Genomic DNA, 15,052 nt, shown 5'->3' with positions numbered 1-15,052 from the left:
CTTGAACAGGTGCTGCTGTAGTAGCGCCTAGCCCTGGTATAAATATTTGGTAAAGATAACGTTTTTGATAACCTCGCCACCGGTTTCTTTTTTCATATGATCTTGAAGTGCTTTTAGAATGGCGCGGCGAATATCTTCTCTGCCCGTTAGCGATTTTACTTTTTCTTCAGGCTGTCTGCCGAAGATATCGATGGCAGTTGCACGTAATAACGGCATATGGTGTTCTGCTATTTCTAGCTGATCTACGTCATAAATCATTAATTCAACGGTAACGCGAACATACCCAAGTTTTTTTGAAGACTCGCCAATGTAATTGGTAACGATGTCTGGCTCTAGCCCAAGATAAGCAAAATTTGCCTTTTCTTGTGCAAATGCAGGGGCGAAAGCACTACTAACTAATAGAGCGGTAGCTATAAAACGTGAAGCAAGTGACTTTGTCATGATGAGAGCCAAAAATACCAATTAATTTAGATGACAGGCTGTAGTGTAGCAAATCATAGGTTAATGACACTACTGCAAAAGTACTAAGGTACACGTAAAATCAATATGCTAGCTATTAGCAATCAGATAAACCACCATGTCACCAACAAGTGATATGATACTTTTTTTATCATGTAAAATTATGACAGAGATTTGGTAGTGAGTTTTCCTAGCAGCTTTCCCGTTGGCTTAAATGTAGAGTGGATGCAAGCCGACAGCGCCCCTAGTAACAACCCGTATTTAAAGAATTGGTTGTTAGATACAGGCTCCTTAACCAAGCGGGTGCAGTCGCTTTGCCATCAATTTTCGTTAAACGTGCTAGGGCAAGCTGAAACCGCACTTCATGCTAATGAGCAAAGCCTACTATCGAACCAAAAATCACATCTGCCTTCACAGGCATTTCAGGTACGAGAAGTACTGTTGTGTGGTAATGCATTGCCGTGGGTATTTGCCCGTTCCGTTATTCCTAAGCGTTTGGTTGAAGCTGAATTAGCCAATTTAGGCAGTGAACCCTTAGGTAAGCGACTGTTTAACGATGCTAGGTTTATACGCTCTGAGTTTCAATTGTGTCAGTTGCCAGCAACAGCATTAGGCTTTGAACGCACTCAACAATTATGGGGCCGACGTTCATTATTTACGTTAGGTGAAGACAGCATGATAGTGGCCGAAGTTTTTTTACCTGATGCCCCCGTTTATTATTCAAGGTACGACAATGGCACTGAATCTTAATTTAGCCCAAAACATCAATCATATAAAACAGCATCCGTCTGCGTATAGTCGCCTGATGCGGCTAGACAAGCCCGTGGGGATTTACTTGCTGCTTTGGCCTACCTTTTGGGCATTGCTTATGGCATCTGAAGGCCTACCCAGTATAGTCATTGCGCTTATTTTTACCGCTGGTGTGGTAGTAATGCGCTCAGCGGGCTGTGTTATCAACGACTACGCCGATAGAAAAGTAGATGGCAGTGTAAAGCGCACCGCCACGCGGCCTCTGGCCACGGGAGAAGTTACTCCTAAACAAGCGCTAACCTTGTTTGCGGGGCTAATTATACTGGCCTTCTTGTTAGTGCTGATGCTGAATTGGCAAACCGTTGCTCTATCTGTCATTGCGCTGTTGCTTGCCGCTAGCTATCCCTTTATGAAACGCTACACTCACTTACCGCAAGTGGTATTGGGCGCGGCCTTTGGGTGGGCAATTCCCATGGCTTTTATGGCGGTGTCTGAAACTGTGCCTGCGTATGGCTGGTGGCTGTTTGTGGCTAATCTATTATGGACGGTAGCCTACGACACCATGTATGCCATGGTAGACAGGGATGACGACCTGGAAATAGGGGTGAAATCTACAGCCATTTTGTTCGGTAAGTACGACGTGCCCATTATTATTGGGCTTCAAGCCACCATGCTAGTTATTTTGTATTTTATTGGCGGGGCTATCGAAGCACATTGGCCGTATTATCTATCGCTAATTATTGGGGCAGGGCTGTTTTACCGCCAGTATCAATATATTAAGAACCGACAGCGAGAAGGGTGTTTTACCGCCTTTATCGAAAATCACTATGTTGGCTTGGTTTTTACGTTAGGCTTAGTGGCAAATTTTTGGATAGGTTAAGCGGTTCAGTTATTAGTTAACACAATGAACCGCTTAGCATTAATGAGTAAAAAGCTATTCAGGCTTCGTTGTTTCAGCTGCTTTCGCTTCTAATTGAACAATGCGAGCTTCCATCGCATCTAACTTTTCGCGAGTGCGAATAAGCACCTGGCTTTGAATATCGAACTCTTCACGAGTGACTAAATCAAGCTTTGAAAGCTGCGACTGTAAAATCTGTTTAATTTTACCTTCTGCGCCTTCAGCCATGTTACGCACACCCGGTGGTACGGCGTCAGCAATCTGTTTCGCTAAATCTTCGAGTTTTTTCGGATCCAACATGGATTTCCCTTATAATGCGCTTCGTTAGAATAGGCTTCTATTCTATCGGTATCGCCACTTCTTGCAATGAAAAAGCACATTAAAGAAAAGCATGGCACACATTACACCTGTTAGCTTTTAGGAACGTAATTTAGGAACGCGATGAAATTAAACGATGCGCAACAATCAGCTGTCACCTTTGTGTCGGGCCCCTGCTTAGTATTAGCTGGCGCCGGCAGTGGTAAAACTCGGGTTATTACCAACAAAATTGCGCACCTAGTTAGAAATTGCGATATGCCAGCTCGGTATATTGCAGCGGTAACCTTTACCAACAAAGCCGCTCGCGAAATGAAAGAGCGGGTAGCCGAAACCTTAGGTAAGCCAGAAGCGCGTGGTTTGAAAGTATGTACCTTTCACACCATGGGGCTAACCATTATAAAAGCCCATATTAAAGAGCTAGGCTTAAAGCCTGGTTTTTCGTTGTTCGACGACAAAGACTCGTTGGCACTGCTAACCGATTTAACCGAAGACACGCTAGACGGCGACAAAGATCAGCTTTCGCTATTACAAAGCTGTATTTCAAATTGGAAGAACGACTTACTGCTGCCCGAGGCGTTACTAAAGCAAGCTACCAGTACCGGTGAGCGGGAATTTGCTGAAGCTTATAAGCGCTACCAAGATAACTTACGCGCCTATAACGCCCTTGATTTTGATGATCTTATTTTGTTGCCCACACTGCTGTTAAAAACCAGTGAAACCGTACGGGCCAAGTGGCAAAACAAAATTCGTTATCTGCTGGTGGATGAGTATCAAGATACCAACACCAGTCAGTATGAACTGGTAAAACTATTGGTGGGTGAGCGCTCGCGCTTTACCGTAGTAGGCGACGACGACCAATCTATTTATTCATGGCGCGGTGCTAAGCCACAAAACTTAAACTTGCTGCAGCAAGATTTTCCGCGCTTGAACGTTATTAAGCTACAACAGAACTATCGCTCTTCTGGGCGAATACTGCATTGCGCGAACATTCTTATTCAGAACAACCCCCACTTGTTCGACAAAACTCTGTTCTCTGAACTGCAATACGGCGAACCGCTTAGAGTCATAGAAGCGAAAAACGAAGAGCACGAAGCTGAACGAGTGGTAGCAGAGCTGCTAGCGCACAAGTTTATGAACCGTACTAAGTTTAAAGACTACGCTATTTTGTACCGAGGAAATCATCAAAGTCGCTTGTTTGAAAAGCTGCTTATGAGTAACCGTATTCCGTATAAAATTAGTGGTGGTATGTCGTTTTTCGGGCGCACCGAAGTGAAAGACATCATGGCTTACTTGCGTTTGTTGGTAAATCAGGACGATGACAACGCTTTGCTACGGGTAATTAATACGCCAAGCCGCGGCATAGGGCGGGTAACGCTGGAAAAGCTGGGTAACTTTGCGAACAGCTTAGGCGTGCCCATGTTCGAAGCAGCTTGTCACCCTAATTTAAACAGCGTGTTGTCGGATAGAGCCTTCGATGCCGTATCGGGGTTTGCTCGCTGGATAGTAGAAGTGGCCGACAATGCTACCCGAGGCGATACCAAAGATGCCCTTCGTGGCATGATCAAGTCGATGAGCTACGAAGAATGGTTATACGAGCAAAGCGCTAGCCCTAAAGCGGCTGAAATGGGCATGGCGAACGTGAGTACGCTATTTGGTTGGGTAACCGACATGCTAGAAGGCAACGAGCTTGATAGCCCCATGAATCTTACCGAAGTAGTCAACCGCCTTATTTTACGTGACATGATGGAGCGGGGCGAAGACGACGGTGATGGCGATCAAGTACAGTTAATGACCCTGCACGCTTCTAAAGGGCTAGAATTTCCTATTGTGTTCTTAGTGGGCATGGAAGAAGGCTTGTTACCCCATCAAAGCAGTGTTGATGAAGACAACGTAGAAGAAGAGCGCCGCTTAGCGTATGTAGGCATTACCCGTGCGCAGCGAGAGCTTATTTTTAGCCTCGCGAAAGAACGCCGTCAATTTGGGGAAGTCATTAACCCCGAGCCAAGCCGTTTCTTATACGAGCTACCCATAGACGATCTTCAATGGGAAAATCAAAAGCCGAAAGAAAGTGCCGAAGTGCGCCAGCAAAAAGGCCAAAGCAGTATTGCTAATTTAAGAGACATGCTGGGTAAGAAATAGCGCACGCGGTTACGAATAAAAGGTGACGCAAGTCACTCAAAAAAACCGTGACACAAGTCACAGAAACAAACAGTGCTAATAGTCGGAATGAAAAGGTGTTAGTGATACATAGCAGGTGAAGATAGCAACTAACCGCTAGGCTTAATGAAACAGCTAGCCAGCGAGCTGTTTCATATCAAGCACAGTAGCGCGAGTAAGTACTTTACCTTGGGCGTAATTACACTCAATGTCGGTAAGCGCGTTTAGCTGTGCGGGGGCATCTACCCCTTCGGCAATAACTTTAAATTTAAGGTGCTCAGAAATAAGCATTACCGATTGAATAAGCTTAAGGTTTCGCTGTGAACGCGGCAGCGAACGCACGAATCTGTGGTCTATTTTGATGAACTCGAACGGGTAGGCAAATAAGTAACTAAGCGACGCTAACCCGCTACCAAAGTTATCTAGTACTAAGGTAACTCCAGCACGTTTCAACTTCTTAATGGCAGGCAAAATAAACTGCGAACGTCGATTTAAATCGTTTTCATCAAACTCAAATACCAAGTCGTGGGGCGATATTTTGTATTCGTCTATCAGTGAAATCATCTTATTCACCATAGAGGCTTGCAGCAAATGAATAATAGAAACGTTCACCGCAATACGGCCTTTGTCTTCGCCTGTTGCTTTCGCGTGAGCCAGCAACTCGCAAGCTTTGCGTAGCTGAAACAAATCTAAATCTAAGGTTAAGCCACTTTGTTCGGCCACTTGGCGAAACTGCTCTCGGGCTATTTTGCCGAAAGTAGGGTGGCACCAACGCACATACATCTCGTTGTAAAGCGTTGTGTTGTCTCTTAAATCAATCACGGGCTGCAAGAAGTATTCAAACTCTTCATCACGCAAGGCACGGCGAAATTCGTTTTCTAGTTCTAGCTCTTCAATTAGGCGGTCGCGCATGCTCTTATCGAACATAACAAATCGGCCACGGCCTAAAGTTTTCGCTTGGTACATGGCAGCATCGGCATCACGCAGCACTTCATCGGCACTACGATAATACGACTCTAAATTAGCTATACCGATACTGGCACCCGAATACATTTCGCGGCCATCTAACAAAAACGGTTCTGAAATAGAGTTGATAATACGAGACGCCACTTCTTGCACATCGGTTAAATCTTCAAAGTTATCGAGTAAAACAACAAACTCATCGCCACCTAAACGTGCCAATAAGTCGTGCCCTCGAATGCATAATGCAATACGTCTAGCCACTTCAACCAAGAACTCATCACCTGCGTGGTGGCCCAAGGTATCGTTGATAACTTTGAATCGGTCTAAGTCGATGAACAACACCGCAAAGTAGTTTTCGGTGTAGCGCTGCTTACTGGCAACGGCGAGTTCAAGCCTGCTGGTAAACATCGAGCGGTTCGGAAGGTCGGTCAGTGAATCGTGATGGGCATCGTGAATAAGCTTAAGCTCAATCTCTTTACGCTCTTCAATTTGCTGTTTTAAGTATTTGTTGGCTCTATCAAGCTCGGCAGTGCGTGCAGCAACTCTAAGCTCGAGCTCACTGTTGTGGCGCTGAATTTCTTCAGTACTGCGCTTACGCTCCATGGTTACCGCAATATGGTGTGAAACAAAGCGCAGTAACTCTAGGTCTCTGGCGTTGTATTTGGCATGCTTACCATAGGTTTGTACCGCAATTACCCCAAACACCTCACCATCTACCACCAGAGGCGATCCTAGCCAAGAGTTGGCACTGTTTAGCATAGTTTGGGCAATAGTAACGTCAATTTCACCCGCTTCTGCCAGTTCCAACACTCTAGGCGGGTTAATTAGCTCAGCTTGACCTGTACGTAATACAAACTCTGTCAAACCCAACCCCATTGGGCGAGCTTCAACGTCTTCGCTTTCCATATCACTAAAATACGGGAACTCCAGCATTTGCTTCGATTCATCAATGATAGAGATAAAGCAGTTTGGTGCACTAATAAGGCGGGCTAGAATTTCGTGCAGACTAGAATAGAAGACCGACATATCGCCTTCTAGGTTGGCTGCTAATTCTGAAATTTCAAATAAGGCTTGTTGTAACGACTCTACTTTTTGGCGCTCAAGAATTTCTTCTTGAAGGTCATCATTAATTTTTCTTAGCTGGCGAGTACGTTCACGAATGGTACGTTCGGTTAGTTCGCGGTTTTTAACCCGGTCAACCGTGGTAACAATGTGCTGAGAAACAAACAGCAGTACTTCTAAGTCTTCTTGGGTGTAATGCACACCCTCATCGTAGGTTTGAACCACCATAGCACCAATTACTTGGCTGCCACGTTTAAGTGGAACCCCAAGTAACTCAAAAGGCTGCGAACCAACTAATTTGATGCCGTGATCTTCTGCAAATATTTCTTCTTGAGCACGTTTATAAAATAAGTGCTGACCGGTGCGCAATATAAAGCCCGTCATGCCGTCCATTAACGAATCGGCGGGTAACTGTTTAACGGTTTGTTCGTCAAATTCATCAACGAAATAGGCGAAGTCGACAATTTGGCTGTCTTGTTCGTAGAAGGCAACAAAGAAGTTATCTGCGTTCATGAAGTCGGCAATGATTTCATGAATAGCGGTGTAAAGGCGGTTTAGGTGACTAACAGAACTTGCTAGCTCGGAAATGTCGAATAGCGCTTTCTGAACTCGTTCAGCACGCTTATATTTATTAGTGAGTTGTTGAAGCTGCGGGATAATTTCCCGCAGTTCTTCTTCTGTCAACTCATACTGCGTTGAATCTGATGACATTCCGTTCGCCGGCAAGTAAAAATAGCTTATTCTTAGATGCGGTTAAATTACCCGATCTACATCAAAAACGCTACTTTTTCCAACACATTGTACGTAAAGATAGAAGGTTAGATACCTTCTATCATGTACTCAATTGCGGCTTTAATTTCATCATCAGAGCACGAAGCACACGTACCACGAGGAGGCATAGCGTTAATACCGTTAAGGGCATTTTGCCATACGCCGTCTAGGCCTTTTTCGTCTAAGCGCGGCTGCCAATCAGCGGCTACGTGAACTTTAGGTGCACCAAGTACGCCAGAACTATGACACGCTACACAGGCAGAGTTATAAACATCTTCACCCGACTTAGCACCACCACCTGCAGCAGCAGGGCCAGCAGCTTCAGCGCCAGCTACGTGTATCTGACCAACCGGCTTAATACGGTTAGCAATATCGTCGTTACTCATTTCTTGTGCTTGCGCCGCAAACACCGTAAGTGCTGTAGCTGCAACAATAAACCAGGTTTTCAATTTCACATCTGTCTCCAGGCAATCATGAACTTTAATTAAAGTATAACTGGCCAGATTATAACGGTAATTCAAGCCCGAACAACTATTTGCTACCAATTACCTATAAAAAGTAAGGATAAAGTACCTTAAAAACCCATTAAAGTAAGAGAATTACACAAACCAGTTGATGCGAGCCCATGGCCTAAGTATCATTACGCCGCGCTTAAGCAGGAAGTTTAACCACACCACGTTCTTATTCCTTTAGAACAGGTTAAATTTTTATCACATTAAGCTATTTTCAATGCACCCGTAGCTCAGCTGGATAGAGCGTCGCCCTCCGGAGGCGAAGGTCACAGGTTCGAATCCTGTCGGGTGCGCCATTTTTAAAGGGTTTAAGCTAAATATCTTCTTGTGGGAATACCGTTTTAAAAATATGTAGGAAATGTGTAGCAGGTTCATCTTCATTAGCTAGCCAAATTAGGCAAATAAGTCCACAGAGAGCTAGGATAATTTTCAGGGATGAACCTAGTTTGTTTAGATAGTAAATTTCCTTAACCCGTATAGCATTGTTTCTTATTTTGTAATATTTAGTGAATAAGTGATATACAACTCCTGCGAGGATAGCAATGGCAAGTGGTACAACGTAGGCTTGCTTAATCTCATACTTTGTTGGGGCACTTTCAAATAGGAAATTTGATATGCCCCAGAGAAATATTAGAGAAAAGCCTAGCCATACTTTAGCTTTTGAGGCTATAAGCTCATATGCTGAATCAATATATTTAATACTTCCATCAAGTGCAGAAAAAGATTCTTTTACATTGTCTAGACGCTCTAGCTCAACTTGCGCCTTTTCTTCTGACAACATACCTAATGTTCGACAGGCTATTACTAATGATTTGCTATAAGCAATAATCCCAAGTGAGTTATTTGTTGGATGTGTGGAATTGTCAAACTTTGCGATTCGGCTTAATGTTGTGAGCTCGCGTTTGAGTTGGGTTAGTAATCTTAATGGTGCTTCTGAATCATTTGTAGTAATAGTCGTTAAAGAGTCTTGTTCATCAATGTGATGTTTATGACTGTGGGTAGAATACTTGATGTAGTAATAGTCGTTAAAGAGTCTTGTTCATCAATGTGATGTTTATGACTGTGGGTAGAATACTTGATGTAGTAATAGACTTGACGAGCTATTACATACTTACTATCTGCATCAAGTGCAGAGCTTGAGTTCTCATAATCAAGGAAAATTAGTCCGTTAGGTTCTATTTTTATATCAAGTACTGCCTTCAAACAGTCCTCTTTCAGGCCACTGATATGCTCTCCCTCTTTTAGAAGAGCTTTGAGCTTAGTATATTGCTCATCAATGTTATCTTTGCAGATGTTGTGAGTTAAATTATGGAGAGGCATCTCCCGTTTTTCGTTTAAGTCGTCAGGCTCTGCATCTAACGGATAAATGAGTATTGTAGCGTGTAAAGCGCGTTCATCCATATCCGGAGATTCATTTACTTCGCCACAAGTAAAAAGCCTAAATTGTCCAATTGTATTGTTTTCGTTATCTAGCTTTGTATCTCGCCAATCCACCCAAGATTGAAGTATTATTCTTCGAACATGTGAGTCAGCGTGAGAGCCATTGGCTGATAAATTTTCGTCAATGACAGAAAGGTCTTTGTGTTCAGGAGTTGTAAAACCTCCTTTAATTCCGACTTTTGTTAAACCAAAGTCTAGATGACCATTTACGCATGGTATCCAACCGACGTAACGATAATCTTTATTTTCCTTCACTTTTTACTTCCATATAAACAAAAAAATCCTGCCATAGGCAGGACTTCTTAAAAAATAATTTTCTGTTAGGCCAGACGACTATACCATGCCGATGATTTTTTTTGGTCTTTGATTACGCCGGATTTATTATGGTTTAACTTCATCCCATGACATAAACCTGAGCCTGATGGCGTCACACCAACTTTTCTTAATTCATCTTCTCTTCGTTTCATTTTACTCTGAAGACGAATTATAGCCACTGAGTACACTAAGTATGCACAAATAGCCAAAGCTAAGGCATATAATAAGGTAGCCATTTTATTCTCCTTGGATTCCCATACGAGGGGCGCAGAATTGTACACATATGCAGCATTTCCGTCAACTACATACGATTTCTCTTTATCTAGATTCGTTTACATTGGGTATATTGTCAATAAAATAACTATTACTAATACGTGAAAATACGATGGGTGATCAGTTCTAATGCCACTAAGTAGCATCTAGTACATTTATTTACAGAACTCCAAGTAAAAGCATCTGAGCCGCGATGCGGCTCTAGTTCCACGGTTTTTTAATACACAACTAATGAATTCGACTAATCAGTTTTTCCCTAGCTTTACGCTTCGCAACGAAATCTAGATAATCTCATAAAATTAGGCTTGTTTAAGTTCTCCGGTTTTTGTGTCCGCTTTCCCTTTATAGAGCGGGTGTATGGGGGACTCATCGCGCTTACAGAATACACCACCTATTAACGTTACAAATTCGGCTCACGAACTCTATCTACGTCGCCAGCGTATTTTTGCTTTGTAATAGGCAGCGACAAAGAAATAGGGCGTGCGCCTGCGCGCTTCATCCAACGTTCAGTATAAGAAAAATGGAGCCCACCGCTCTTATCTTTTAACAGTGTACCTACTTTGACCCCGTTAAGGCTTACCATCAGCTCCATATTACCACTCCTGATCCCAGCCACTATCAGTCTTTTGGCCGCTTTCATTTTCTTGCTTTGGCTTGAGTTCAATAGAGAGACCGAGTTCATGCGCAATTTTAAAGAGGGTATCAATACGGGAGGTACCGGCAGAATTTTCAATAGCCGAGATGGTTTTTTGCTTTAAACCAACATGCTGTGCCACATCGGTTTGCGTACGGTTTAGCGTATTTCGATGTAGCTTTATATAATCAGCCAGTTCTTTTGAGTTATTAAGCTTCATTATGCCTCTCCACTATTAATCCCTTTAAGGTATAACTTTAAACGTAACCCCTAAAAGGTATATTAAGTTCAATATACCCTTTACGGTATAAGTGTCAAATTATACCTTGCAGGGTGTTATTTATTTTAAAGCATTTCCCGTGACGTAACCGTGACCAATGGTGTTAATCGATGTAAATCGGCTAGTGCTCATGAAACTCTCAATCCCTTTATACACGCTGTGTAGACGCTTTCCGCCGGGGTAGACCGATTAAGCCCTTTTCGACGAGGCCTCCTTCCGAGGCGAAGGTCACAGGTTCGAATCCTGTCGGGTGCGCCATTTCTTTCTAATGTATTGATTTTTCTTAGTCACAAGACTTTTCAAAGTAGTTATACTCCTTCTCACGACTTCATTTTTAAGTGCGCCAACTTGCCTTTAACTTCGCCTCACTCTATGCGTAGCCCCAGCTTTGCCCAGTCATTGCTATGTTTCAGCGTTATTGTCGCGTTGATAGCGGGTGGTTTATTTGGCTTAGGCATTAGCCTGCATGCATTAATTTTCTTGTGTTTGCTTTGGGCTGGTATTAATGCCTTTAGTTTGGGGTACAAGTACCTGCAAATCCGTGAATTAATGACCAGTGCATTAACGCGGGCAATGCCGGCAATATATATTTTTATCCTCATTGGAATGGTTATCGCCAGCTTTATGCAAAGCGGCACTATCTCAACCCTAATTTATTACGGCCTTAGTTGGCTAAACCCCAGTATATTCTTGGCGGTGGGATTAATTCTGTGTGCGGTAATGTCGGTAGCCACAGGTACATCGTGGGGCACGGTAGGGACTATGGGGGTAGTGCTAATGGGCATTGGCGAAGCCATGAATATACCGTTGCCTGTCATCGCCGGCATGGTGGTGGCTGGTGCTACGTTTGGCGATAAAATGTCTCCGATTTCTGATACCACCAATCTCGCGTCGATGAGTGCGGGCACCACTATTTATCGGCATATGTATGCCATGCTGCTAACTACACTGCCTAGCTTTCTTCTAACATTCGTAATTTTCTTAGTTATAGGCTTTACCTACGCAAGCCAAAGTTTAAATGTTGAGGAGATATACAAAATTAAAGCAGTGCTTGCCAGCCACTATAACCTTGCGCCTTACATTACCTTGTTACCGCTGGTGTTGCTAACGGTAATGAGCATTAAAAAAGTCCCAGCTGAAGTTGCCATGTCATGCAGTATTCTTCTTGCCGTCATCATTGCTATTTTCTACCAAGACACCAACACAATTAGCGTACTCAATGCACTTTGGGAAAACACCCCACAAAATACAGGTATCGCAAATTTAGATGCATTACTAGGACGGGGCGGCATCAGCAGTATGAGCTGGACGCTATTGCTCGCGTTAATGGCAATAGCATTGGGCGGTATATTGCACGGAGCAGGCTTTTTAGCGGCGTTATTGTCGGGCATTATTAAACGGGTAAAGCGCACCGAAACGTTAATTGCCGTCACCATCGCTTCAGGCTTTTTAGGGAACGTGGCAATGGGCGAAGCGTATATCTCTATTATTTTAAATTGCCAATTGTTTAAATCAAAATATCAGCAACAGAAGCTTGATCCTTCCATGCTTTCTCGGTCGGTGGAAGAAGGCGCTACCATGACCACGGGCCTTATTCCTTGGACAACGGCGGGGGCATTTTACTCTGCAACCCTAGGGGTTGAGGTTCTCGACTACGCGCCCTATGCATTTTTTAACTATCTAAATGGTGTTGTTGCGATAACCATGGCTGCATTGGGCGTAGGTTTATTGAAAGAAAAAAGAGCACAACACCACTGACATACCAATAAGCAGCCCGCCAGCTAAACCGGCTAGTGGTTCAAACGGGGTTGTTGTCTGGTTTTCCAACGCGCTCTTAACGTTTAACTTAGTTCGTTCTAATGCCCACAGGTTATTTAAGTATTAGTGTGCGTTGTAGGGGGAAACCATCATTCTTGGCCATTTTTTAAGAAGTACAAATCAGAAAACCCCATTTTTATAAATTCGGCATCTCTAAAGTTTCTTACGGTTTTTTTGTCTTTACTGATTGAGGCAAGTTGCTGTTCAGTTTGCAAAAACTGAGTAAGGTCTATTCCTTCAGCATCGGCCACGGCTTCATGCATATTTTGATAGCGGCTGTAAGAAAAGTTTATTTCTTTTGCCACACCATTAAATTTATAACGTACTTTATGGGCCATGTTCTACTCAGGTTGGTCGATAAAAATTCGAAAACGGTTTAACCGCCATTATAAACGCAATTAGCGGTGCATATTCAAAAAGCTTAGTAATAAAGCTATCGAGGTCAGGTGAACATTAAGCGTAAACTTGCAGTCAGTTACACCGACATACCTACAGCGTTAATCTGGTACACTGTTTCGTAAGATTGCCCGTTTAACGCTTCATTGCATAATGGCATCTATAAAAACAAAAAAAGGAACGTGTATGAGTAGTAACGCCCAAAATGCTTCTTCAAAAAAGGCCAGTACCGAACAGGAAAGCGCTTTTAGCGTTATCGACAAGCCAACGTTTTTTGGCTCTCTTATTCTTCTTCTATCGGTAACCATTCCTTTAATTATTTGGCCAGATCAAGGCGCACAATGGGTGGCGGCCGCAAAAGACTTCGTTACCAGTAAACTAGGCGTTTTGTACTTATTGCTTGGCGTTGGCGCGGGTGGATTCATGGTTTACATCATGTTTAGCGACATCGGCCAAATAAAACTGGGCGAGCCTGAAGAAAAACCCGAGTTCTCACCAGTATCATGGGCTGCCATGCTGTTTTGTGCAGGCATTGGGGCGTCTATTTTGTACTGGTCTATGATTGAGTGGGTGTATTACTACCAGGCACCTCCGTTTCATATACAAGGCGAAACCCCAGAAGCCGCCAAGTGGGCAGCTGCCTACGGCATATTCCACTGGGGGCCGCTAGCGTGGGCTATTTACCTTATTCCCGCCGTGCCTATTGCATACTTCTATTATGTGCGTAACCACAGCGTATTAAAAATATCTGAAGCGTTAATGCCGGTTATTGGCGAAAAGCTAGCCCACGGCTGGTTAGGTAAAATTATCGATATCAGCTTTATCTTCGGCATGTTAGGCGGTGGGGCCACCACGCTTGGTTTGGCTGCGCCCATGATTAACGAAGGGGTACATGAATTATTCGGAGTGCCCAAGTCACTGACCACCCAAATTATTGTGCTGATAACCTGTACCGCTATATTTGGTTACAGCGCGTATGTAGGGTTAAAAAAGGGCATTAAGCTGCTGTCAGACATTAACTTTTGGCTGGCCATTGGGTTGCTGCTGTTTATATTTATTGTAGGGCCAACCCTGTTTATGGCGAACACCGGCCTAGATGCCCTTGGCCGCGTACTTAGCAACATTGTAAAAATGGCCACATGGTTAGAGCCATTTGCCGAATTTAACGGCTTTCAGAACACCCACTTCCCCCAAGACTGGACCATATTCTACTGGGCTTGGTGGCTGGTATTTGCGCCTAGCGTAGGGCTTTTTATCGCGCGTATTTCTAGGGGCCGCACTATTCGTACAATGGTGGCGGGTTCTATGTTCTTTGGTACCATGGGTTGCTTTTTATTCTTCATGGTAATGGGAAATTACGGCTTGTATTTGCAGCTATCGGGCGAACTAGACGTAGTAACCATACTCAACCAGCAAAGCCCAACCGCGGCCATATTTGCCATGCTACATACACTGCCATTGGACTACCTGGTTATCTTCGTATTTACCTTATTGGCGCTAATCTTTACAGCAACTACCTTCGACTCTATTTCTTACATTCTAGCGGCCGTAGTACAAAAAGAAGTAGATGAAGAACCGTTACGCTGGAACCGTTTGTTCTGGGCGTTTGCGTTATCGTTCATGCCCATTGTACTTATGTTTGTAGGCGGGCTAGAAACGCTACAAACGGCATCGATAATAGGGGGCGTACCGCTATTAGCTGTGGCCTTAATGTTATGCATTTCCATAGTGCGGGCGGCAAACTACGACATGCGCTACCAGCTCGATTATTCCATAAAAGAAATCAATATAGGCGAATTCCCCGACGACGACCCATGGAGCGAAGAAGGTACGTGGGATATTGAAGAAAGCGAAGTGGGCGATAAAAGCGAAGAGGATGTGCCAATTGCGGCAAAACCCAGACCTCGTAAACCCAAAAAACATATTGAAGGCGACCCACACAGCAAGCCGTCGCGCCTGTAGTTTATAAGTGCGAATACGGTAAACAAAGCGCTGCCGATTGGCGG

At 43.8% G+C, this 15,052-nt stretch carries 15 protein-coding genes and 1 tRNA gene; 6 read left to right on the top strand and 10 right to left on the bottom strand.

Annotated elements, in window-relative coordinates:
- Window positions 1-27: 27 nt before the first annotated feature.
- Window positions 28-441: a flagellar basal body-associated protein FliL gene (locus C7Y69_RS10900; protein WP_126872711.1), complete on the bottom strand. Its 414-nt coding sequence runs from the start codon at window positions 439-441 to the stop codon at window positions 28-30.
- Between the two features lie 198 nt (window positions 442-639).
- Between C7Y69_RS10900 and C7Y69_RS10895 the strand changes: the two genes are divergently transcribed.
- Window positions 640-1,209, top strand: coding sequence for a chorismate--pyruvate lyase family protein (locus tag C7Y69_RS10895; RefSeq protein WP_126872710.1), 570 nt, complete (start codon window positions 640-642; stop codon window positions 1,207-1,209).
- Complete coding sequence (ubiA, locus tag C7Y69_RS10890) at window positions 1,193-2,089, top strand: 4-hydroxybenzoate octaprenyltransferase (RefSeq protein ID WP_013786133.1); 897 nt, start codon at window positions 1,193-1,195, stop codon at window positions 2,087-2,089. Before C7Y69_RS10895 ends, ubiA begins: the two co-directional genes overlap by 17 nt.
- A 54-nt stretch (window positions 2,090-2,143) precedes the next feature.
- Here the strand turns inward: ubiA and ubiK are convergent, their stop codons facing one another.
- A complete protein-coding gene (ubiK, locus tag C7Y69_RS10885) occupies window positions 2,144-2,407 on the bottom strand; it encodes a ubiquinone biosynthesis accessory factor UbiK (RefSeq protein WP_013786132.1) in 264 nt (87 codons plus the stop codon).
- A 141-nt stretch (window positions 2,408-2,548) separates the two neighbouring features.
- Between ubiK and rep the strand changes: the two genes are divergently transcribed.
- On the top strand, window positions 2,549-4,564 hold the full coding sequence (gene rep / locus C7Y69_RS10880; protein WP_126872709.1) for a DNA helicase Rep: 2,016 nt from the start codon (window positions 2,549-2,551) through the stop codon (window positions 4,562-4,564).
- Window positions 4,565-4,717: 153 nt separating this feature from the next.
- Here the strand turns inward: rep and C7Y69_RS10875 are convergent, their stop codons facing one another.
- The gene (locus C7Y69_RS10875; RefSeq protein ID WP_126872708.1) at window positions 4,718-7,318 is read right to left on the bottom strand and encodes an EAL domain-containing protein; all 2,601 of its coding nucleotides are present in this window, start codon (window positions 7,316-7,318) and stop codon (window positions 4,718-4,720) included.
- 107 nt (window positions 7,319-7,425) lie between these two features.
- Window positions 7,426-7,833, bottom strand: a complete 408-nt coding sequence (locus C7Y69_RS10870; RefSeq protein WP_013786129.1) for a c-type cytochrome — start codon at window positions 7,831-7,833, stop codon at window positions 7,426-7,428.
- A gap of 276 nt (window positions 7,834-8,109) precedes the next feature.
- Between C7Y69_RS10870 and C7Y69_RS10865 the strand changes: the two genes are divergently transcribed.
- Window positions 8,110-8,186, top strand: a tRNA-Arg gene (locus C7Y69_RS10865).
- Window positions 8,187-8,203: 17 nt separating this feature from the next.
- Here the strand turns inward: C7Y69_RS10865 and C7Y69_RS10860 are convergent.
- The 5 genes from C7Y69_RS10860 to C7Y69_RS10840 form a co-directional block, all read right to left on the bottom strand.
- Window positions 8,204-8,671, bottom strand: a complete 468-nt coding sequence (locus C7Y69_RS10860; protein ID WP_126872707.1) for a hypothetical protein — start codon at window positions 8,669-8,671, stop codon at window positions 8,204-8,206.
- A gap of 176 nt (window positions 8,672-8,847) precedes the next feature.
- Complete coding sequence (locus C7Y69_RS10855; RefSeq protein ID WP_126872706.1) at window positions 8,848-9,585, bottom strand: hypothetical protein; 738 nt, start codon at window positions 9,583-9,585, stop codon at window positions 8,848-8,850.
- A 65-nt stretch (window positions 9,586-9,650) separates the two neighbouring features.
- A complete protein-coding gene (locus C7Y69_RS10850; protein WP_013786127.1) occupies window positions 9,651-9,881 on the bottom strand; it encodes a hypothetical protein in 231 nt (76 codons plus the stop codon).
- A gap of 437 nt (window positions 9,882-10,318) precedes the next feature.
- Window positions 10,319-10,510: a HipA N-terminal domain-containing protein gene (locus C7Y69_RS10845; RefSeq protein WP_013786126.1), complete on the bottom strand. Its 192-nt coding sequence runs from the start codon at window positions 10,508-10,510 to the stop codon at window positions 10,319-10,321.
- A 1-nt stretch (window position 10,511) separates the two neighbouring features.
- The gene (locus tag C7Y69_RS10840) at window positions 10,512-10,772 is read right to left on the bottom strand and encodes a helix-turn-helix domain-containing protein (RefSeq protein ID WP_013786125.1); all 261 of its coding nucleotides are present in this window, start codon (window positions 10,770-10,772) and stop codon (window positions 10,512-10,514) included.
- A gap of 432 nt (window positions 10,773-11,204) precedes the next feature.
- On the opposite strand from C7Y69_RS10840, the gene nhaC reads away from it, so the two are divergent.
- Window positions 11,205-12,590, top strand: coding sequence for a Na+/H+ antiporter NhaC (gene nhaC, locus C7Y69_RS10835; protein ID WP_126872730.1), 1,386 nt, complete (start codon window positions 11,205-11,207; stop codon window positions 12,588-12,590).
- Window positions 12,591-12,739: 149 nt separating this feature from the next.
- Here nhaC and C7Y69_RS10825 read toward each other — a convergent pair whose 3' ends face one another.
- Window positions 12,740-12,988, bottom strand: a complete 249-nt coding sequence (locus C7Y69_RS10825; RefSeq protein ID WP_013786123.1) for a DUF2960 family protein — start codon at window positions 12,986-12,988, stop codon at window positions 12,740-12,742.
- Window positions 12,989-13,232: 244 nt separating this feature from the next.
- Here C7Y69_RS10825 and C7Y69_RS10820 point away from each other — a divergent pair, with 244 nt between their 5' ends.
- On the top strand, window positions 13,233-15,008 hold the full coding sequence (locus C7Y69_RS10820) for a BCCT family transporter (RefSeq protein ID WP_126872705.1): 1,776 nt from the start codon (window positions 13,233-13,235) through the stop codon (window positions 15,006-15,008).
- The last annotated feature ends 44 nt before the right edge of the window (window positions 15,009-15,052 follow it).

The sequence above is a fragment of the Alteromonas sp. KS69 genome, assembly GCF_003989595.1.
Taxonomy (GTDB): domain Bacteria; phylum Pseudomonadota; class Gammaproteobacteria; order Enterobacterales; family Alteromonadaceae; genus Alteromonas; species Alteromonas naphthalenivorans.
Note: the sequence above shows the minus strand (reverse complement) of the source record. Positions and strands in the feature narration are given on the sequence as shown.